We start from the raw sequence: 19,471 nt of genomic DNA, 5'->3' as shown, positions 1-19,471 counted from the left end.
AAAAATATGTAAGTTTTTTCGCAGGTTTTCTATGTCGGTTTATACCACTTTGACTTTAAAGGAAGTTCAGGATTTTGCAGCACCTTATGGACTGGAGGTGATTGACCTGATTCCGATTCAAGGCGGTATTCAAAATACCAACTATTTTATTGTTTGCGAAAATGGCACGCAGTATGTATTAACCGTTTTTGAAGAGATGGACGAGCAAGGTGCAGGGGAGCTGGTTCCTGTACTCGAACACTTGGGGCAGGCTGGTCTAGCTGTGCCTGTACCACTGAATCATTCAGGTAAAGCGATTCATAGCTTAAAGGATAAACCTGCACAGATTGCGCCACGCATGCAAGGTCAACATCCCATGCCTGCGAGCTTAGCGCAAGCAGAAGCGATTGCTGTAGCCCAAGCGAAAATGCATGTGGCTTTACAAGATTTCCCTTTGGAACGTGCAGAATATCGTGATCATGCTTATTGGTTACAAGTTTCACGTGATATTCGTCCAACATTAAATGAAGCAGATACCACGTTACTTAACAATCTGTTGGGCTTATATGACATCTTAACGGCGATGTATCCAGACCGTCCTACCGGTTTTATTCATTCTGATCTGTTCCGTGACAATACTCTATTTGAAGGCGATCAACTCAACGGCATTTTAGACTTTTATGAGTTAAATAAAGACGAACTCTTGTTTGATATTGCTATTACTTTAAATGACTTTTGTACTGAATATCCGGATGTACATTTGAATGAAGACAAAGCCATTGCCTTTTTAAATGCCTATGAAAGCGTGCGTCCATTAACCGCAGATGAAAAATCATGCCTAGAGTTATATTTGGCGATGGCGGCGGGTCGCTTCTGGATGATGCGTTTACAGGTGGCACAGAAAAATGCTGCAGAAGGTCGTACAGGTGATGATATTTTGCAGAAAAACCCTGCTGAAATGCGTAATATGCTGATTGAACGATTAAAATTCGTCACTGCATAAATTTTAAAAACAACGAGAGGGAAAAGCATGCGTGATCAAGGACGCTTAGTAGAATGGTTTGATGATAAGGGCTACGGCTTCATTCAACCGAACGATAGCACCAAAGATCGCGTATTTTTGCACATTAAAGACTTTTCCCGTCCCGGCCCACGACCAATCGTGGGCTGCGCGTTGGATTATGCTGTGATCTTAGACGAACGCGGACGCTTTCGTGCGCAGCAAGTGCATTATTTAAAAGCCTCACAAACCAAAGCTACACAACGCCCCAATAAAAAAAATGTGGTGCAGATGCCGCGTCAGGCAGAGCCGATGCAAATCTTGTGCATTGTGTATATCCTAGCCTTGGCGGGCTTATCTGTGGCGGGTTTACTCAGTGGCATGGTGCTGCTTTTTGTGAGTATTATCAATGTCTTGACCTATTGGTTCTACGCTCAAGATAAAGAAGCTGCGCAAATGGGGAACCGACGCGTGCCAGAAAATACACTGCATCTTTTGTCTTTTTTAGGTGGGTGGCCGGCGGCATGGCTGGCTCAGCAACGTTTGCGGCATAAAACACAAAAACAACCATTTCGAAAAATATATTTCTATACTATAGCCTTTAACATATTACTGATTTTATGGCTGATTTCACCATTTAATATCCTGCATATCTAGGGTGGAATGATCCGCAAAATCATCATGACGGAGAGCGAAATGAATTATTCCATTGATAAAGATCCAAACCGCCTGCTCACGATTATTTTGTATATTCTTTATATTGTGGCGATTTTTTCTGCCGGCTTGCTTGCGGTCCTCGCGTTGATTATCAATTACGTCAAACGCAGTGATGTGCGCGGCACGATTTTTGAAAGCCATTTTACTTGGCAGATCCGTACGTTTTGGTGGTATCTCATTTGGAATATCATTGCTTTCGTGCCTTTTATTTTTCTGTTCTTTACTGGCAATAATGCCAATGCCTTTGCGGGTGTGGCACTGGGAGCGAGTACCTTCTGCGTCACGGTGATCGGACTGTCTTGGTTATGGATTGTGTACCGCGCGATTAAAGGTTTAATCCGTGTCAATGACAACCGACCGATGTATGAGTAATGCGAGTTCAGAACTTTTTGGCATAAAAATCTTGGCATCAAAAAAGCGACCGTATGAGTCGCTTTTTTGATCTAATAGAGGATGCAGAAATTAGCGTTTCTTTAACCATTTCGGCCGCCATTCACTCACAATCACACCAAGCACTACACACAGTCCGCCAATGAGAGCGAGCGGTGTTAAGCGTTCACCCGCAAGCCGCCCAATGATTGCGGCCCAAACCGGTTCACCTGCATAGATGATTGCCGCCTGTGCAGGATCAACCATACGCTGCGCCCAGTTCATCACCAGTTGAATCACGGCGCTGGCCAGCCCCAATCCGCAGAGTACAGCGATTAATGGCCATTCAAATTTGGGCAATGTGGTTTCACCTACCAGTGGAGCAAAGCAAAAACAGAACAGTGAGGCAAATGCCAGTTGTAGAACCGTCACTCTGCGCAGATTGACGCGGGGCGCAAAATAGCTGATCAAGATAATTTCAAAGGCAATGGCAATCGAACCGAGCAGCGTAATGATTTGTCCAAAATTGAGCTGAATAGCGCCAAAACCATTACCAGTTAAAAAGACCAAACCAACAAAAGCCAAACACACACCCAGCCATGTCATTACATGCGGTTTATGCCGAAAACAGAGCCACATAAAAATCGGCACCAGCGGTACATACAGCGCTGTTAAAAAAGCCGATTCACTGCTGCTGATGCTTTGCAGGCCGATTGTTTGCGTCGCATAGCCGATCGCAATCACCGCGCCGATACTTGCGCCCGCAATGACATCATATTGAGAAAAGTGTCTAAGATATTTAAGTGATAAAAGACTCACAGCCAGTGTTGCTGCGGCAAAACGTAGACCGACAAACAGCACTGGACTGCTAAAATTTAAACCGTATTGCACGGTGATAAAACTGGCACCCCAAATCATGGTAATCAGGATGAGTGCGAGCTGCGGAAACTTGGCTTTCCAGGCAGATTGTACGGTTGGCATGTGTATTTGAATGTTCAAAGAGGAGAAATAAAAAAGAGGCCCGAAGACCTCTTTTCTGCTCGGGCAAATTATAAGCTTTGTTGATCAAGCAGTAATTGAGCTTCACGAAGGTTCAATGTCCCTTCATAAATTGCACGACCAGTAATCGCACCTAAAATGCCCGGTTGGCCTTTTAAGTTACGTACGTCGTCAAGGTTAGTCACGCCACCCGATGCAATAACAGGTAAGCCTGAATATGTTGCAAGGTTTACGGTTTGTTCGACGTTCACACCTTGCATCATGCCATCACGTGCGATGTCGGTGTAGACGATGCTCGATACGCCGGCATCTGCAAAGCGTTTTGCCAAATCAGTAGCTTTCACGTCAGTGACATTTGCCCAACCATCTGTTGCTACCATACCGTTCATGGCATCGATACCGACAATGATATGGCCTGCAAATTTTTTGCACGCTTCTTCAACAAATTCAGGCTCTTTTACCGCTTTTGTACCAATAATGACAAACGAAACGCCTGCATCAAGGTAATGTTCAATGGTTTCAAGAGAGCGGATACCACCACCAATTTGAATTGGTAATTCAGGCTGTGCTTTAGCAATCGCTTCAACCACAGGCTTATGAATCGGTGTACCAGCGAAAGCACCGTTTAAATCTACCAAATGTAAGCGACGCGCGCCTTCATTTACCCAATGCTGTGCAGTTGCCACTGGATCGTCAGAAAATACGGTATCGTCTTCCATACGACCTTGTTTTAAACGGACACATTTGCCATCTTTCAGGTCAATTGCAGGGATGATCAGCATGCTTTCGCTCCTTGCTCAATCAAATTAAGAATGAATTTGTACCTAATCTTATCAAATAAACGGCTATTCACTAAATGCTAATATCAGAATTGATGAATTAAAAAAGCCTGACATAGGTCAGGCTAGTGCAAATAGAGGATTGGATTTTATTGTTGGTCTATAAAAATGCGCTGTGTATTAGTATTTTTAGTCATTAAACATAAGCGGTTGTTTGTAATAAATCGCTGTTTACGGATTGAAGTAAGCTACCGACATCGTATAGGCCTTGATTGAGGGCTGTGGTACTTTCACCGACCACTTGAACAAGATCACCCACCACAGGAAGTTCAGTGGCAATCGATGTAATCGGTACAATGTCATCCAGTAAGGCATCTAAAGTGCCTGAAACATCTTGCACGACACTACCCATACTTGCTAAAGGATCATTCAGGACGGATGTTAATAATTCGGTAGGATCAATACTGGCTACATAGTCGCCCGTTTCAGCCAACAAGCCTGTTAAATTCCCCGTAGTTTCGCCTACTGCATCCAATAGACCGCCCAGCAATGGCAGGTCAGAAAGTACATCTGTGATTGGTGCAGCCACGCCACTGAGATGATCAACCAAACCTGCAACTTCCGTCACGGTTTGACCGACCACACCAGTTACGCCATTGAGAGCGGTTTGTACACCGCCGAGAAGATCACCTGTCGCTAGTTGATCGGCTACAGCATGTAAGCCATCACCTAAGGTGCCAACCAACTGATTTTCAACCGCGAGTACTTTTTCGATGGTCCCACCAATGAGCGGAAGCTCAGTCAGTGCATCCGTTAAGGGCGCTGTTAAGCTACTTACGGTCTCTAATACGCTGTCTACTGTATCCAAAACAGTATTTAAGACCAGTCCAACCGCTTTACTGATCCCTTGTAAAGTCAGGCTGAGTACACCGCTGATTTTTCCTGTAAATAAGTTCAACATGTCAGGTTCTCCAAGCTTTTAAATTATGATGTGTTATGTATTTGGCAGACTTGTTTTAGCAAAAGGAGATTGATGAAAACAAATTATGAAAGTATAGAAAGAATGAGATAAATCATGTAATTCTGCTAGAAAACCCAGAGAGATCAAAACCTTAGTTGAATAAAAATATAAATGTATATTAATGTAATTAAAATTAGTTAAATCAAAGATATAAATGTACTTAAAAGGTGCAAATTTATTGTTTTTAGGCTGTGCTGTGACTATTTTTAAAGCAATAACGTACTGTTCAAATCTTTAGCGCAAATAAACTGCAAATTCATTGGCACTCTTCAGCCGATCTTTGCACTTGGTCATGCCATAGATTGGGGCAATATCCAGTTACAGAGCGGTTACATCGCTGAATATAATAGACTTCTTTCATAATTCATTTTTTGCTCAGCTCTAAATTATAGATTCCCGCAATTAAATTGAATCTTAAGCCCAGTCTTTTTCCTCGATTACGATATCGCTCGGCAAGGATTTTGAAAGTTTTTAAACTACCAAATACATGCTCAACCCCAATTCTTCTTTTGTTGATTTCTTGATTATAGATTTTTAGTTCAGGATCCAATTTACAGCGCTTTTTTGCTTTTAATGGCAACAAGCTATTTGGATACATTGCATAAATCCCTTGATAGCCTTTATCTGCAAGGATAAAGGCACCTGCCGGAATCTGATGTAAGTTTTGTTTGAAGAGTTCGAAATCATGTACAGCACCACGGTCAGTGCATAAACTCAGAATTTGCTGAGTTCTATAATGAATGATGGCCTGGACTTTGAAAGTATGTGCCTTCTTTTTGCCACTATAGCTTTTCTTCTGTTTTTTTAAGTCTTTGTATTGGAATTTCTGTGGCATCAACAATCACCACGTTCCAGTCGATGCCTTCGCCCTCAGGCAAATGCTTCGGTAAATTAAATAAATTGGACTTGGTCAGGCAGTCCTCTACATGACGGACAATTCTTGAAGCAGTCGGCTCTGACACACCATAACTTGTTGCAACATGGAACAAGGTTCGGTATTCGCGCCAATAACTTAAGCACAGAAGGATTTGATCTTCTATGCTCAATTTAGTTGGTCTACCTTTAGCAGGAACATGCATTTTCAGTTGTTCAACCATTAAATCAAAGGTTGACCATGATATGCCGGTGTATCGCTTAAACTGTGTTTCAGAAAGCTTCTTTGAATCGATATATTTCATCCGCAGATTATGCATGAATATTTAAAATTCTTCGGTACAAATAATCAGCAAGAGACTGTTCGTTTTTTGATTTATGAAAGAGGCTTAATTTAAATCATTAAAATAATTAAGGGTTTATAATTTCATGTGCGGACGAATTCTTAGTTTGAGGGAGGTATTGGGAATGGTTTTAGGTAATAAGCCACGTTGTAATAATTCTTCAAAGACCAAAACAGGGGCATAAGCATCGGCAGCGGCATAACGAATTTGCTCCGGACTTATGCGCTTTTTGGCCCAATTGGAGGTGCTGACCGATTTAGATTTTGGAAAATTCACACGAAAAAGCAGTGCCATGGCATTTTTTAAACCGACGGGTTGGCTTAAGCCAAAAGAAGCAAAGCACTTGGAGAGTTCCAATACACTATTCAGTTCGATGCCTTTTTTACGAAATAAATGCGCATCATTTTTTAAGCCAAAACCCACTTTAATTTGATCACGATTACTCAAGATTGGTCTTAAAAAATCCCAAGTGCATTCGTTCATTTGAAACAACCATGCCTGTTGCGCCGTCGCGAGTTGGATTAAATGTGGGCCGGTAGAGACCTCACCTTTACGAAAAGTCGGCTTAGATTCAGAGTCGAAACCGAATAAGGCAGTTGTCTGTAATTCATCGGACCAGTGTTGGCATTGTTCGGCATTGTGAATGACATGGATCTGCTCTGGCACTAAATTTTGGAACAATGGAAAATCTTTAATCTGTTCTTTTGTTGGCAAAATAGGTGTCAGTAGAGCATCAGTCATTGTGATTCAATTCAAAGGCTTGTTGTTGCAGCCTAGAGCGTTTAGTAGGGAAATGCAAATACCGAGATGTGGCGTTGAGCATGAGCGATTGACTCATCGGCCTGTCATAGCGCGTTGCTATGACAGTGACGAGGGCACTTAAACACAGTGACCAAGAGGTTTAAAGACAGTAACTTAAAACAGAAAACGCGCAGTAAATAATACATTTACCAAGATCAGTAAGAATAAACCGATAAAGAGAAAGGCGAGAACCACCTCCCATGTTTTGGATTCACGTGGCTCACCATATTGATTGGCATTTGCAGACCCCGGGATGAGCATCAGCGCAATGCACATGACGATATTGAGCAACGGAATCAGCTCTAAGAGTGCAAACCAGCCTGAGAGATTAAAGTCATGCAAACGACGCACTGAAAAAATCATCAAAGGGATCAGCATTAAAATATTTAGGATCAATCCAATCACTTGCGTCATTGGATTTTCAGCATGAGCTATTAGGGCATTGAGGGTATTGGGCATCATGCTGACGATCAGTAGCATCAATATGCTCAGCATGAGGCCATAGAAGACATTCCAACCGATAAAAGACATGCGATTAAAACGACCGTCACGGTTCCAACCAGAGTTTATATTGGGTGAATTATTCATATTAAATGATCTTAAATTATCGTAAAAAGTATTGTTATCATTCATTTTTAGCCGCAAAAAATTGAGCTAAAAACGACATAAAAATGTGAAAAAGTACAGGATTTTATCCTGAATCTAAAAAGCGCGTTGATTATAAAGGTAAAGTACAAAAAAAGCCCACTTGTGTGAGCTTGTTTGAGTAGATGTATTGCTGTTTAGAGTGATATAGGCGGCATCTAATGATTTATCATTATTGTTGTTGAATCGTGGTTTGCTGAGAGCGGATCACATAGTTTTGCTAAGACGGAATCATGATCGCAGCAAGTATCCCGACTATAAACACCACGATATACAAAACAGCCAGCACAGTTTCCCAGCCTTTGGTCGGGCGTGGTTGTCCAAAGCTATTACTACCACTATTACCCGGTGCAAATAACACATAGAGCGCAAACAATATATTCACTACAGGAACTAAGATCAGCAGTGCAAGCCATCCAGAATGGTCTCGGTCATGTAAACGACGGATTAAGAAAATGACGCTGTAATAAATGACGATGGCATACATGATAAAGAAAATAATCATGAGTGGCGTCGACATAGCACCCTCAGTCAACGCATTTTGCGCGCCGGGTATGAGCAGGCCGACTACAACAGCAATTAGTGTAAAAATAATGCCGAGCAGTAGATTCCATGCAAGATAAGCGCGACGGCTAAAGCGACCACTGGCTTGGGTCGGTGAGTCAGATGTGAAGGTATTCATTATTATTCCTAGGCTTTGGTGTTTTTATAAGTAGGCAAATTTTAAAATGAATATGTAGAAAATAAAAGGATGAAAAATAAACAGTACAAAAAAGCCCGCAAGGAGCGGGCTTTTTTGAGAGGAAGGTATTTTAAATATCCCATTCCACAAAGTTTTTCAGCAATTGTAGGCCGGCTGTATGACTTTTTTCTGGGTGAAATTGTGTCGCAAACAAGTTTTCCTTGTGAATTGCGGTACAAAATTCCAAACCATAGTCACAGGTAGCAGCGACAATGCTTGAGTCTTGCGGCTCTACATAGAAGCTATGTACGAAATAGAAACGTGCATCTTGCTCAATGTTTTTCCACATCGGATGGCTAGGGTCTGCCTGATGCACTTGGTTCCAGCCCATGTGAGGCACTTTTAATCCCTCTACATCAGGGAAGCGTTTAACCGAACCTTCAAAAATACCCAATGCATCTGCACCTCCATTTTCTTCGGAATGCTGCATTAGGGCTTGCATACCGACACAGATCGCAAGCACAGGTTTATTAAATGCCGCTTTACGGACCACTTCATCAATGCCTGCATCATGCATGCCTTGCATACAGTCACGCATTGCTCCCACACCGGGGAACACAATTTTATCTGCTTGTGCAATCAACTTAGGATCATTGGTGACATCAACAGTTGCACCCACGTGTTCGAGGGCTTTTGCTGCTGAGTGAAGATTTCCCATGCCATAGTCAAGAAGGGCAATACGGGTCATTACAATGTTCCTTTGGTAGACGCAACAGTATTTTCGGCACGAGGGTCAACTTCACACGCCATACGTAATGCACGGGCAAAGGCTTTAAATACGCTTTCAATTTGGTGGTGGCTGTTTTTACCTTTTAGGTTGTCGATGTGCAGCGTCATTAACGCATGGTTCACAAAACCTTGGAAAAATTCAGAGAAAAGATCAACATCAAAAGTCCCGATGCGCGCGCGAGTGAATGGAATATCCATCCAAAGACCCGGACGGCCAGATAAATCCACCACAACACGACTCAGTGATTCATCAAGTGGCGCATAGAAGTGACCGTAGCGACGTAAGCCTTTTTTATTGCCCAGTGCTTGAGCAAAGGCTTGGCCCAGTGTAATCCCACAGTCTTCTACGGTATGATGATCGTCAATTTCAAGATCGCCATCACAATGAATATCAATATCAAACAGACCATGTCGCTTGATTTGATCAATCATATGATCTAAAAATGGAACACCAGTGTTTAAAGTGCCTTGACCAGTACCATCAAGATTCACACGAACTCGAATTTTGGTTTCGTTGGTGTTTCTTACCACTTCACTGATACGATCTGTCATAGACACGTTCCTCAAATACGTCAAAATGATTGATGTAAAAATATTTTCGCTGTGACGAAAAGTCACCGCATATTAGATTGCTCAGGAGGGTTTATCAATGCCTATTACCGTACATGCCTATACTTCTTTGGAAAATGATGAAGTGCGCAGCCAGCTTGAGCGACTGTATGACACCAGCCCTGAGTTTAGCGACGGTTCCGATGCGATTGAACAACTTGAGCAGAACTTAGCTCAGTATACCTTAGTTTATACTGCAGAATTTAATACAAAATTGATTGGCGCGATTTGGTGTACAGGCCAAGGTGAAAGCAAAACCCTTGAATATATTGTGGTACACCCAGCAAATCGTGGGCGTGGTGTTGCAGAACGTCTAGTGAGTGAAGTGACACGTATGGAGGAAGAAAAAGGGGTGAAAACTTTCGAGCCAGGTTGTGGCGCGATTCATCGTTGTTTAGCACACATTGGTAAAATTGACGTAGTTGAGTAAAGTTCAATTTTTAAAAGACAGTCTCCGTGCTGTCTTTTTAAGTCTGAATAATTAAATTGACTCAGACTTAAATGTAAATAAGACAAAAAGTAAGCGATTAGTGTGAAATATTGATTTAAAAATAAACATTTGAGAAAAAAGCCCATGCTTATGCTTGACGGCATTCAGCTTAAATTGTTTAATACGCCCCATCGGCGTGATAGCTCAGTAGGTAGAGCAACGGATTGAAAATCCGTGTGTCCCCAGTTCGATCCTGGGTCTCGCCACCATATTCAAAACTGATTTTTCAGTTTATCAATCCCTGATCCCATCAGGGATTTTTTTTGCTTAAAAAATATGCATACAAAAAATATTTTTATAAATATGATTGACTAATTAACTAAGATACGGCTTAATACACCGCATCGGCGTGATAGCTCAGTAGGTAGAGCAACGGATTGAAAATCCGTGTGTCCCCAGTTCGATCCTGGGTCTCGCCACCATATTCAAAAAACCTCAAACCATTGTTTGAGGTTTTTTTTCGTCTGCTGTTTTTTAGTTGTTGATATTTTGCACGGTTTAACTGATACAATCGATGCCAGATGATGAGCCCAATGGCTATAAGAAAATTATTAAAAAATAAGGGTTAAGGTTATGAAAAAAATATTATTTCCTGTTTTGATCGGCATGAGTGCCTTGCTGAGCGCATGTGGTGGCGGGGGCGGCAGTAATGTCGATTCTTCCTATTCTAAAACCATTATTAAAAATGGTGTGACCTATGAATGTAAAAGTGAAAATGCAGCAGCGCTTTGTGATAATGGCAATTGTTCTTCTTGTGAATCATCGCTCGATACAATAATCACAGCATCATGCAGCACCAGTATTTCCGCAGGGCAAACAATTTATGCCGTGACCAAAACGGGCTGTGTATCCAATATGAAATCGGGCAGCAGAATAACTGCAGCATGTGATAATGGTCTGCTTAAATTAAAAGTTGGATCTAACTTTAGCTTAAATCAGGTGATTAATACGGGTACGACGATGAGCTCTGGTGAGTATATTGTCGGCACAGAAGTGCTCCGCTGTGGCTTTTAATCAAATGAACATAGGTTCGTGGAGTGACAGTTGAAGCGACTTCAATATGCGGCGCTTGGACTGCTCTGTTTTGCACTGGGCTATATTGCGGCATCGTGGAATGACCAACCAAGCTTGACGTCGCCGCCACCTGAGCACTCGCTTGTCTCTTTGGCGACGAATAATCCTGTGGCACTCTTGGCTTTAGATCGAGATACCTCGGATCAGCCTCATTCTAAAGATATACAGCAACAACTCAAAGACCAACATCTTCAGCTAAAGAGCATTATTCAGCAGACTTCAGATCAACAATTGGGGCAATATTTACAGCAGGCATTTCCCAATTACAGTTTTGCAGGGATTCAAAATAAGCAGCAGTTTGCGCAGCAGATGTTAGACGAATTTCTACAAGCCAAAAATGATCCGCAGCAGCGATTGGCAGGGCAAGCGTATGTGACTGATCAATCACAGACAGATGTAGATCAAGTTTTACCTCGTGAAATCTATGTCACACAGCCGTTGTATGCACATTTTGATACCATGGGTAAAGTTCCAAACAATACGCAAGTTATGGTGCGTTGGACGCATCGTGATAGCGGTGAAGTGCTGCTCTTTACGCCACGCAAAGTTAGTGAGCAACAGCAACAAAACTGGGTGAGTTTCTATCCTATGACTGGATGGAAAACTGGTCATTATGATGTGAAATATTATCAAATGAATGATCAATTAAGCCCGATTGCACAGACCAGTTTTTATATACAGCACGTGATTGAGTAAATATTTGAAGCTCAAATTTTATCGCTGAAGCTAGGACTTAAGTGATAGTTTCCGACCCTAAAAATTCGATTAAACTGATAAAAAAAACAACCAATGAATCCCCGCAATGAAAGACCTTTTCTCTACAGGGAGTGCGCTGTATCAACAATCACGTCCAAGTTATTCTGCTGAAGTCGTTGATAGCATTTTGCAGCATGTTGCCGTGCGTGAATTGGCATGGGACTGTGGTGCAGGTTCAGGTCAATTTACCAAAGGTTTGGCGCCCTATTTTCAACAGATTTTAGCGACAGATCTGAGTGCCGAACAATTGGCACAAGCACCCAATTTAGACAATGTGCGTTATGAGCAAGCCAGCGCCGAACATTGTCCGCTTGCAGACCATTCAGCGGATTTAATTACAGTCGCGCAAGCGATTCATTGGTTTGATTTTACTGCCTTTTATGCAGAAGTACGACGCGTATTAAAACCTCAAGGTCACATCGCCATTGTGGGCTATGGTCTAATTCAATTTGAACATGCGGAATTAAACCAGCTTTTACAGGATCTGTATTTTGTCACCTTAAAAGGCTATTGGGATGCTGAACGTCGTTACATCGACGAAGAATATCGCAGTATTCCGTTTCCATTTCAGGAGTTAGCGACACCTCAGCTGTTTTTAAATTATAGGTGGAGTGCACAGCAAATTTTGGACTATTTGCAAACGTGGTCTGGGTTAAAACACTACCAAAAACAACATCCAACACATCAACCGTGTGCAACTTTGAACGACTTCTTTAGCCGTCATCCGCAGCAAGAGTTTGCTTTGTCATTTCCTGTGCTGTTAAGAATCGGGACCGTATAAAAAAGAAAAAGTAGCCGCAATATAGATAGATAAAGGATGAAATCTTAAGTCTAGAATGAGCAACGTGAGGTTTGAATCGGCTGTACTTTCGTGCCGTTTGTCGGGGTTCAATCTAGTAAATTGATTAATTGTTGTACAATAATAGCAGTGTAAATTTTTTCAATTTTCTATTTTTAAATCTCTCGGAATGAACATGATGAATCTCCCTAAATCTGTTTCCGTTTTGGTTTTTGTTAGCGCAGCAATGACGGCTATGAGTACTTTTGCTGCGGAAAAAGCCACTACAAAAGCTGAGGATACCGAACAACAAGCTATTCAGATGCCTGCTTTAACCATTATGGCAGAGCGTGAAATGCGTGCAGAGACGGGCATTGTTGAGTATCAAGAGCAGGTGGATCGCCGTAAAGCCTTACAGCAACGGGTGATGCAACTTGAGCGCGATACGCAAAACAAAGGTGTCGATGCAACAATCGTGTCAAATGTAGATGTCTTGCCTGCAACAGCAGTGCCTGATATGTCGAATTTATCACCTTTGATGCAGCAGCATGTTTTAGATATTGCCGCAGGTTTACAGTCTTCTGACCCACGCAATGGTTTATATATTATGTTGCAACCCTTTGGGATCGACCGTAATGCAACCAATGTGCAAATCAGTCGTGATCAAATTAATCTTGGCAATATTGACCGTCAGTTAAATACCAATCCAATCAAGACCCCATAATCGAATACATCTCTACAGCAAATTGAAGGCGAAAATTCATGTTTTATCCATGAATTTTCGTTTTGATGGCATGCGCAATTTAAGTCTATTTACATTGATGTTTTCAAATAGCCTTCTTAAAAAGCATGGCTATTTTATCGTCAATCTTCAAACTTTTGGTTAAACTGAATAAAAGGGCATTCGGAGCTCATTATGCCGCGTATCTTTGTTGTCTTAGCCAGTGCTACGGTATTGGTCTTTGGATGGATGTTTTATCAATATTCAGTACAGCAAAAAGAAGCTGTGCAACTCTCGACCTATGAAACGGTTTTGCGCGAAAAAACCGAGCAAATTTTTCAGCAAGCTCAGCACTGGGAAGAACCGATACAACTTAATGTGACAGATGCACGGCTAACGGGTGATTATAAAATCATGTCGGATTTTATTTTGAGCCAAATGCTGCAGCGTGCAGAAGCGCGAAATCAATATATTCGTGATCTTAAAGCACTGAATTGGGATAAATTTCTCGACATCGATCGCTTGTTGCAAGATAAAAAAAACCAATATCAAGAGACTGAGCAAATGCTGCAGCAGGTGCATGCAGTGGTCGATGCTTATGAACAAAAAACCACTCAACAAGAGGAAAATGGTTTAGCTCAGGCCAAACAGTTGGCGGTCAAACAGGTGTTTCGTCAGCAAATTGCCCAGAGTTTAAGAGACAGTCGTGATAGTGATGAGTCGCATGCTTTATTTGAGTTAGAAAAGCAAAGCTTGGCGAAGGCTGATGAGGTCTTTGCTGTGCTGAAAGCCAATAAATGGGAAAAGAAAAATAAATTATTTATGTTCTATGAAGATGCGCCTTTAAAGCAGTTTAATCAGCTTTATACAGAGATGTTGGCGCTCAATGCGCAAATGGATGAGATCCGCCAAAAGAACCGTTCAGAGTTGAAACAAAAGCTTTAACTGACTGTCATCACTCTTTCAAATTTGCGCGATAAAGTGGCTTATAGCAGGGTTTTACATCATATAGAGGTTCATGCTCATGCGAGCTATTCAGATTTTTGATGATATTCAGCAGGTCTATATCGACTTTATTGCGAACCGCCAATATCCACGTTTGGAAAGTTTAAACAATTGGGGCAAGAACCGTTTTTTCTTCAGTCAGTATTTTCGCATGATTGAAGATTGGCATCTGACTGAACAGATTGTGATTGAATTTAATCAACAATTTTATAGTTTGGATACAGGGACGGCGCCTGACTTTATGGATCAAGATAAATACATGGCTTGGTTGATGGAACAATTACAAATATTAAAATAAGTCCTTTTCATTCAAATTATTCAGCACAGCTTCAAGACATGTTATGCAATTGAAAGCCATCCTTTAGCGGATGGCTTTTTTGTTGCTATCGAGCATCATTTTGGGAACTGAGTTCCGAACTAGCATGAATAACGCAAAAAACATTGGCTTTAAAACAGTCTTCGATTGTTTAAATTGCAAATTTAATACAACTATTAATCAATAGTGCGACTTAAATCACTTAAAATACGCCGAAAATTTAAACATAAATTTTTAGCCAGCAGCCCATAACGCATAAGAAGCTGAGCTGTATTGAACTTGCAAACATTCTAACCTTAGACCGATTGGCTTTGAATGAAAGGTTTATCGCCATTTTTAGAGACGATTTTTTTAGCGTATGAAAAAATTAATACTGCTATGGCTTGCCATATGTGCGGTTTCATTGGTGTCGATAGGCTATACCTATGAATTATTCATTAGCCCTGTTTGGGTGGTAAATGTATTCGCGGCCTATGGCATGATTTTAGTGCGGAAGCATTTAAGCCACGATTTACTGATCGTGCTCTATGCTTTTAGTGCGATCTTTGTGGCTTCGCTGATGGTCGATCCCGCCAAAACCTTAGAAGATAAATTTCTCCTGTGTGCGATTTCAGCATTTCAGATTTGGGTATTTATTAAAGCCTATTTGGCACTGAGCCATTTAAAAAAACGACGCTTTAAGCGAACCCTGATGTTGGCTGTTCCGAGTATCGTGAGTGCTTTTGCAGGCAGTCTATTGTTCGTGGCGTGCTTTCAGATGGACAACCAATACTTTGCCTTTGTTGATTATTTTCTAGAGCAATTTGCAACAAGTTTGGCTGTGGTGTGTTTATTATTTGGTGTTCAGCGCTGGATGAATGTACCGTGGATGGATTATGGCTATCTGATCGTGGCACTGGCAGTGCAATATGTGATCTCAAATGATCAAATCTTCTATGCCTGCATGGTTTTGCCTTTATTGATGTGTTACTACGCGATCAAATACGACCTCAAAACCTTTTGCTGGCTGATTGGCTTAATGACGCTGATCTGTGGTTGGTATGGTGCCATGCCATTGGCTGGGGAATATTGGTCGGATGCACAGGTACATATGCTCTCGCGGATCAGTTCTTATCGTTTGGCATTGGGTATTTATCTGATTATTTTTCTGTTTATTTGTGAGCTGTATGCACGAAATAAACGCCTGTATTTGGCTTTGCAACGTGTAAGTTTTTGCGATGAGTTGACGGGGCTGAAAAATCGCCATGCCTTTAAAGAACAAATATTTATAGAGGGTGCGGTTGATAAAGGCTGTGTCATTTTGCTCGATGTCGATAATTTTAAAAAAATTAATGACCAATATGGGCACCAAATGGGGGACTGTGTTTTGGTGCATTTGGCAAAAATCTTAAAAAATTGTAGTCCACGCGCGAGTTTTATCAGTCGCTGGGGCGGTGAAGAATTTTTAATTTTGCTCGAAGGTGCCGATTTGGAGCAGGGTAAAATGTTGTGTGAAACAATTTTGGAACGCTGCGAACATGTACCGTTTCGAAAAGATCAATTAAGGCTAGATGTCAGCTTTAGTATGGGCTTGGCCGAGTTTCAACAGTTGAGTTTGTCTAATTACTCCACGACTCTACAGCATGTCGATGCCTGCCTATATCAGGCGAAATCACAGGGGAAAAATCAGTTTGTTTATCAAAAGATTATTCCGTTAGCAGAAAGCAGTATTGCGGTCTAAATGGGAAAAAAAGATGCCGTGAAGGCATCTTTTTTTAGCATTTAATCAATGATTAAGCTGCTTTTTTGAACCAAGAAAAGAAACCTTTTTTCTCTGCACATTTTTTAGCGCAGTCTTTTTTCGCTTCAGCTTTTACTTCTTCAGTTTTAGTTTCAACAGCTTCTTTTGCATCAGTTGCTTTTTCTACAGCTGCATCTTTTGCTTCAACAGTTTTTGCAACGACAGCATCTTTAGTTGCTACAGTTTTTGCTACAGTCGCGTCTTTTGCTGCAACAGTGTTCGCAACAACAGCGTCTTTAGCCGCTACAGTTTTTCCTACAGTTGCATCTTTTGCTGCAACTGCAGTTTCTTTAGTTGCTGCTGCTTTTTCTACCACTGCTTTTTTCATGTCAGCAGTTTTTGCTTTAGTGGTTTCTTTCACTGTTAAAGTTTTAGTTTGAGTCGCTTTTTCTGCAACAGCCACTTGAGTTTTAGCAGCATCTTTAGTTGCTTGAGCAGCAGCTACAGTTGCAGTTTTCGCTTGTGCAGCTTGAGCTTTTACAGCTTCAACAGCAGTCGCAGGTTTTTGTTCTACAGCAGTAGTTGCCATAGCAGAAGTTGTAGCAGCAACTAAAGCAGCAGCTAAAGTAGTTTTGATCGCGTTCATAGTCATCACTCTATAAAACTTAGTTAAAATAAGGCATTGTAAATTTTATGCCTTATCAACAGCGCTTAGGTTACACGGCACAGAGTGAGGGATTTGATTGTGTGAATATTCCACCAATGTTACAAACGGATAACATGGTGTTACGCAGAAAAACAAACAAGAACAGCGTACATTGCACAGCATTCTAAATTTTTAATTCAAAGCTAATTTAAAATCACTGTTAAAGCCGTTATGGTGAATATACATTTGCGCCATTGGTATGTCATAAAAATAACGTCGCATGAGGGATAACGTCAGATGCAGCAGCTTATTTGTTATAAACAACTCCCTGTGTGGACGCAGCAGTCGATTCCACACGGTTTTAAACAACAGCACAATACCAAAGCAGGCACATGGGCAAAACTCACCGTGCTGCAAGGTGAAGTAAATTTTGCCATGTTAGATGCGTCTGGAAATATCCTTTCCACGCATGTATTTAGTCCAGACCAGCTACCACCGTTTATAGAACCGCAGGCGTGGCACAAGATTGTCTCTGCGAGTGACGATGTGCAATGTCAGTTAAGTTTTTATTGCTTAGCACAGGATTATTTTTATAAGAAGTATCAGCTCAGTCCAACACATTCAGAGATTTTGGTAGCAACACCATATTTGCAAGGTGGTCGTGCTTTGGATGTCGGCTGTGGGCAGGGGCGTAATTCGCTGTACTTAAGTCAGCTGTCTGAGCAGCGTTTTGAGGTGGATGCATGGGATGTCAATCCACACAGTTTGCACAAGCTGCAAGAGGTAATCGCTGCGGAAGGTATTGAAAATATTCATGTGCAGCAGCGTGATTTAAATGCAGACCAAAGCATTACGGGGAAATATGATTTTATTTGCTGTACCGTAGTGATGATGTTTTTAGAAGCCAAGACAGTGAAGCCACTGATTCAGCAGATGCAGCAAGCCACCAATGTTAATGGCTATAACCTGATCGTCTGTGCGATGGATACGCCTGATCTGCCTGCACAGCCTGACTTTCCATTTACGTTTAAAGCAGGGGAGTTAAATGCTTTGTATGAGGGCTGGAATATTGTGAAATACAATGAAAATGTCGGTGAGCTGCATCGGGTGGATGCTGCAGGAAAGCGGATTAAACAGCATTTTGCGACCTTGTTGGCGCAGAAAATTTAAGCCTAGTATTTTAGGATGTTGAGTTGAAGAGTTGGGGATCAACTCAACACTTACTTTACTTAAACTGAAATAATGGAAACATTTTTGAGTTAGTTTGGCAGTATTTATATTTAGGTCGAGTAATTTAATAAAATGTAACCAAATGAGTAATTTAGGTTAATAAATGATGTTGATTATTTTTTAGTGGTCATAGAATATTTTAACGAAATGAATTTTTAAACTTATTTAGAGCTGACCCTTGTTAAGCCTAAATGTGGTAAATTTGAACACTTAATCTCTGTTGTTGCATGCTGAAAAGCGTTGTACTCAGCATGCAACTTTATATCTGAGCCTGAACTTAATTTACTTTAGTTTCAAACAATGGATTAAGGATTTGGTCTGCTTGTAAATTATGGTTATTAGTAGAGTAGATTCTACCCTTAAGTAAGTCAGCTTTATGCCATTCGAATGTTTGCTTATCTAAGTCTAATAAACGAACTGAGTATTGCTGACCCTCCTTAGGCATGTATGCTGTAACTATTCCAGCACCTGCACCCATAGTTGCTAGTGTTACACCTACACTTAAGGCACCCATTGCAAATTTACTTCCTACAGATGCATTCAATCCATCAAGCGAAACTAAAAAAATATAGTTTGAGTTTGCCCATTCTTTTAAAGTCTTGACAGTTGTTTCATCAAGCTGAGGCATATCTAGTTTTGCATTTCTATTTCGAACATTTGATAAATTTACAGCATCTGTTTTGGCTATAAACTGAGTAAGTGCAAATGCTGCTGCACGTTGATCATCAGTCATATTGCTATTTTGATTTAGAAGAGGATATGTGCTGATAGGCGCTCTTTTAGAATTGCTATCAACCTGAAATTCGTATTTTTTAAGCTGTTCTTCAGGCATTGAACCACAAATAAACGGCGTAGCAGAGGTACTAACAGTGACATTATGTTGGTTTAACTGTTGTGTAAAAGTTTGAATAAACTTCTCACTTGTAAGTTTAGTAGGCTCGATGAGTACTAAATCTTTCCCTAATTCATTGGTTAAAAGGCATGAGTTCACAAAAATCGCTACAGGTTTTACTTGGATTGCAGCTTGGGTCTGATTTAATTTTTGGCGCGACTCTTCGGAGATTTTTGTTGTTGCACAACCTGTAAATGCAAGACTGGCGATCAGTGGTAACACAATATTTTTCATAG

At 41.1% G+C, this 19,471-nt stretch carries 24 protein-coding genes and 2 tRNA genes; 14 read left to right on the top strand and 12 right to left on the bottom strand.

Annotation, left to right across the window (positions count from 1 at the left end; genetic code table 11):
- Positions 1 to 31: 31 nt before the first annotated feature.
- The 3 genes from FTU80_RS05005 to FTU80_RS04995 are packed head-to-tail and all read left to right on the top strand — an operon-like array spanning position 32 to position 2,068.
- Positions 32 to 982 carry a homoserine kinase gene (locus FTU80_RS05005; RefSeq protein ID WP_111884520.1) on the top strand — a complete coding sequence of 317 codons (951 nt, stop codon included), beginning with the start codon at positions 32 to 34 and terminating at the stop codon, positions 980 to 982.
- A gap of 27 nt (positions 983 to 1,009) precedes the next feature.
- Positions 1,010 to 1,636 (top strand): DUF1294 domain-containing protein, encoded by a 627-nt coding sequence (locus tag FTU80_RS05000; protein WP_180084403.1) that lies wholly within the window; start codon positions 1,010 to 1,012, stop codon positions 1,634 to 1,636.
- A 39-nt stretch (positions 1,637 to 1,675) separates the two neighbouring features.
- Complete coding sequence (locus FTU80_RS04995; RefSeq protein ID WP_168378990.1) at positions 1,676 to 2,068, top strand: hypothetical protein; 393 nt, start codon at positions 1,676 to 1,678, stop codon at positions 2,066 to 2,068.
- A gap of 90 nt (positions 2,069 to 2,158) precedes the next feature.
- Here FTU80_RS04995 and FTU80_RS04990 read toward each other — a convergent pair whose 3' ends face one another.
- The 10 genes from FTU80_RS04990 to hisB form a co-directional block, all read right to left on the bottom strand.
- A complete protein-coding gene (locus FTU80_RS04990; RefSeq protein ID WP_180077980.1) occupies positions 2,159 to 3,046 on the bottom strand; it encodes a DMT family transporter in 888 nt (295 codons plus the stop codon).
- Positions 3,047 to 3,114: 68 nt separating this feature from the next.
- The gene (gene hisA, locus FTU80_RS04985; protein ID WP_078190493.1) at positions 3,115 to 3,846 is read right to left on the bottom strand and encodes a 1-(5-phosphoribosyl)-5-[(5-phosphoribosylamino)methylideneamino]imidazole-4-carboxamide isomerase; all 732 of its coding nucleotides are present in this window, start codon (positions 3,844 to 3,846) and stop codon (positions 3,115 to 3,117) included.
- 193 nt (positions 3,847 to 4,039) lie between these two features.
- On the bottom strand, positions 4,040 to 4,804 hold the full coding sequence (locus tag FTU80_RS04980) for a hypothetical protein (RefSeq protein ID WP_180084402.1): 765 nt from the start codon (positions 4,802 to 4,804) through the stop codon (positions 4,040 to 4,042).
- A 424-nt stretch (positions 4,805 to 5,228) separates the two neighbouring features.
- Positions 5,229 to 5,699, bottom strand: a complete 471-nt coding sequence (locus FTU80_RS04975; protein ID WP_180084401.1) for a transposase family protein — start codon at positions 5,697 to 5,699, stop codon at positions 5,229 to 5,231.
- Positions 5,647 to 6,057 (bottom strand): transposase family protein, encoded by a 411-nt coding sequence (locus tag FTU80_RS04970; RefSeq protein ID WP_180084400.1) that lies wholly within the window; start codon positions 6,055 to 6,057, stop codon positions 5,647 to 5,649. The genes FTU80_RS04975 and FTU80_RS04970 overlap by 53 nt, the downstream gene beginning before the upstream one ends.
- 99 nt (positions 6,058 to 6,156) lie before the next feature.
- Positions 6,157 to 6,822, bottom strand: a complete 666-nt coding sequence (locus FTU80_RS04965) for a 3'-5' exonuclease (protein ID WP_180084399.1) — start codon at positions 6,820 to 6,822, stop codon at positions 6,157 to 6,159.
- A gap of 174 nt (positions 6,823 to 6,996) precedes the next feature.
- Complete coding sequence (locus FTU80_RS04960; RefSeq protein WP_162689739.1) at positions 6,997 to 7,470, bottom strand: DUF805 domain-containing protein; 474 nt, start codon at positions 7,468 to 7,470, stop codon at positions 6,997 to 6,999.
- A gap of 277 nt (positions 7,471 to 7,747) precedes the next feature.
- Positions 7,748 to 8,209, bottom strand: a complete 462-nt coding sequence (locus FTU80_RS04955) for a DUF805 domain-containing protein (RefSeq protein WP_180084398.1) — start codon at positions 8,207 to 8,209, stop codon at positions 7,748 to 7,750.
- Positions 8,210 to 8,339: 130 nt separating this feature from the next.
- A complete protein-coding gene (gene hisH / locus FTU80_RS04950; RefSeq protein ID WP_078193147.1) occupies positions 8,340 to 8,957 on the bottom strand; it encodes an imidazole glycerol phosphate synthase subunit HisH in 618 nt (205 codons plus the stop codon).
- Positions 8,957 to 9,550, bottom strand: coding sequence for an imidazoleglycerol-phosphate dehydratase HisB (hisB, locus tag FTU80_RS04945; protein ID WP_078190487.1), 594 nt, complete (start codon positions 9,548 to 9,550; stop codon positions 8,957 to 8,959). The genes hisH and hisB overlap by 1 nt, the downstream gene beginning before the upstream one ends.
- Positions 9,551 to 9,647: 97 nt before the next feature.
- On the opposite strand from hisB, the gene FTU80_RS04940 reads away from it, so the two are divergent.
- From FTU80_RS04940 to FTU80_RS04895, 10 genes are all read left to right on the top strand, one after another.
- Positions 9,648 to 10,037: a GNAT family N-acetyltransferase gene (locus FTU80_RS04940; protein WP_180084397.1), complete on the top strand. Its 390-nt coding sequence runs from the start codon at positions 9,648 to 9,650 to the stop codon at positions 10,035 to 10,037.
- A gap of 193 nt (positions 10,038 to 10,230) precedes the next feature.
- Positions 10,231 to 10,306, top strand: a tRNA-Phe gene (locus FTU80_RS04935).
- Positions 10,307 to 10,443: 137 nt separating this feature from the next.
- A tRNA-Phe gene (locus FTU80_RS04930) sits at positions 10,444 to 10,519 on the top strand.
- Positions 10,520 to 10,670: 151 nt separating this feature from the next.
- Positions 10,671 to 11,111 carry a hypothetical protein gene (locus FTU80_RS04925; protein WP_180084396.1) on the top strand — a complete coding sequence of 147 codons (441 nt, stop codon included), beginning with the start codon at positions 10,671 to 10,673 and terminating at the stop codon, positions 11,109 to 11,111.
- A gap of 30 nt (positions 11,112 to 11,141) precedes the next feature.
- Positions 11,142 to 11,867 carry a hypothetical protein gene (locus tag FTU80_RS04920; protein WP_180084395.1) on the top strand — a complete coding sequence of 242 codons (726 nt, stop codon included), beginning with the start codon at positions 11,142 to 11,144 and terminating at the stop codon, positions 11,865 to 11,867.
- 106 nt (positions 11,868 to 11,973) lie between these two features.
- Complete coding sequence (locus FTU80_RS04915) at positions 11,974 to 12,708, top strand: class I SAM-dependent methyltransferase (protein ID WP_180084394.1); 735 nt, start codon at positions 11,974 to 11,976, stop codon at positions 12,706 to 12,708.
- A 193-nt stretch (positions 12,709 to 12,901) separates the two neighbouring features.
- On the top strand, positions 12,902 to 13,429 hold the full coding sequence (locus FTU80_RS04910) for a hypothetical protein (RefSeq protein ID WP_257221434.1): 528 nt from the start codon (positions 12,902 to 12,904) through the stop codon (positions 13,427 to 13,429).
- Positions 13,430 to 13,621: 192 nt separating this feature from the next.
- Positions 13,622 to 14,371: a hypothetical protein gene (locus FTU80_RS04905; RefSeq protein ID WP_180084393.1), complete on the top strand. Its 750-nt coding sequence runs from the start codon at positions 13,622 to 13,624 to the stop codon at positions 14,369 to 14,371.
- 79 nt (positions 14,372 to 14,450) lie between these two features.
- Positions 14,451 to 14,729, top strand: coding sequence for a hypothetical protein (locus FTU80_RS04900; RefSeq protein ID WP_078190480.1), 279 nt, complete (start codon positions 14,451 to 14,453; stop codon positions 14,727 to 14,729).
- 376 nt (positions 14,730 to 15,105) lie between these two features.
- Positions 15,106 to 16,467 carry a GGDEF domain-containing protein gene (locus tag FTU80_RS04895; protein ID WP_180084392.1) on the top strand — a complete coding sequence of 454 codons (1,362 nt, stop codon included), beginning with the start codon at positions 15,106 to 15,108 and terminating at the stop codon, positions 16,465 to 16,467.
- Positions 16,468 to 16,519: 52 nt separating this feature from the next.
- On the opposite strand, the gene FTU80_RS04890 is transcribed toward FTU80_RS04895, so the two are convergent.
- Positions 16,520 to 17,113 (bottom strand): hypothetical protein, encoded by a 594-nt coding sequence (locus FTU80_RS04890; protein ID WP_180084391.1) that lies wholly within the window; start codon positions 17,111 to 17,113, stop codon positions 16,520 to 16,522.
- A gap of 297 nt (positions 17,114 to 17,410) precedes the next feature.
- Between FTU80_RS04890 and tehB the strand changes: the two genes are divergently transcribed.
- Complete coding sequence (gene tehB / locus FTU80_RS04885; protein ID WP_180084390.1) at positions 17,411 to 18,283, top strand: SAM-dependent methyltransferase TehB; 873 nt, start codon at positions 17,411 to 17,413, stop codon at positions 18,281 to 18,283.
- Between the two features lie 337 nt (positions 18,284 to 18,620).
- Here tehB and FTU80_RS04880 read toward each other — a convergent pair whose 3' ends face one another.
- Positions 18,621 to 19,469 carry a hypothetical protein gene (locus tag FTU80_RS04880; RefSeq protein ID WP_078193137.1) on the bottom strand — a complete coding sequence of 283 codons (849 nt, stop codon included), beginning with the start codon at positions 19,467 to 19,469 and terminating at the stop codon, positions 18,621 to 18,623.
- Positions 19,470 to 19,471: the final 2 nt, after the last annotated feature.

The sequence above is a fragment of the Acinetobacter sp. YH12145 genome (genome assembly GCF_013418335.1).
Lineage (GTDB): Bacteria > Pseudomonadota > Gammaproteobacteria > Pseudomonadales > Moraxellaceae > Acinetobacter > Acinetobacter amyesii.
Note: the sequence above shows the minus strand (reverse complement) of the source record. Positions and strands in the feature narration are given on the sequence as shown.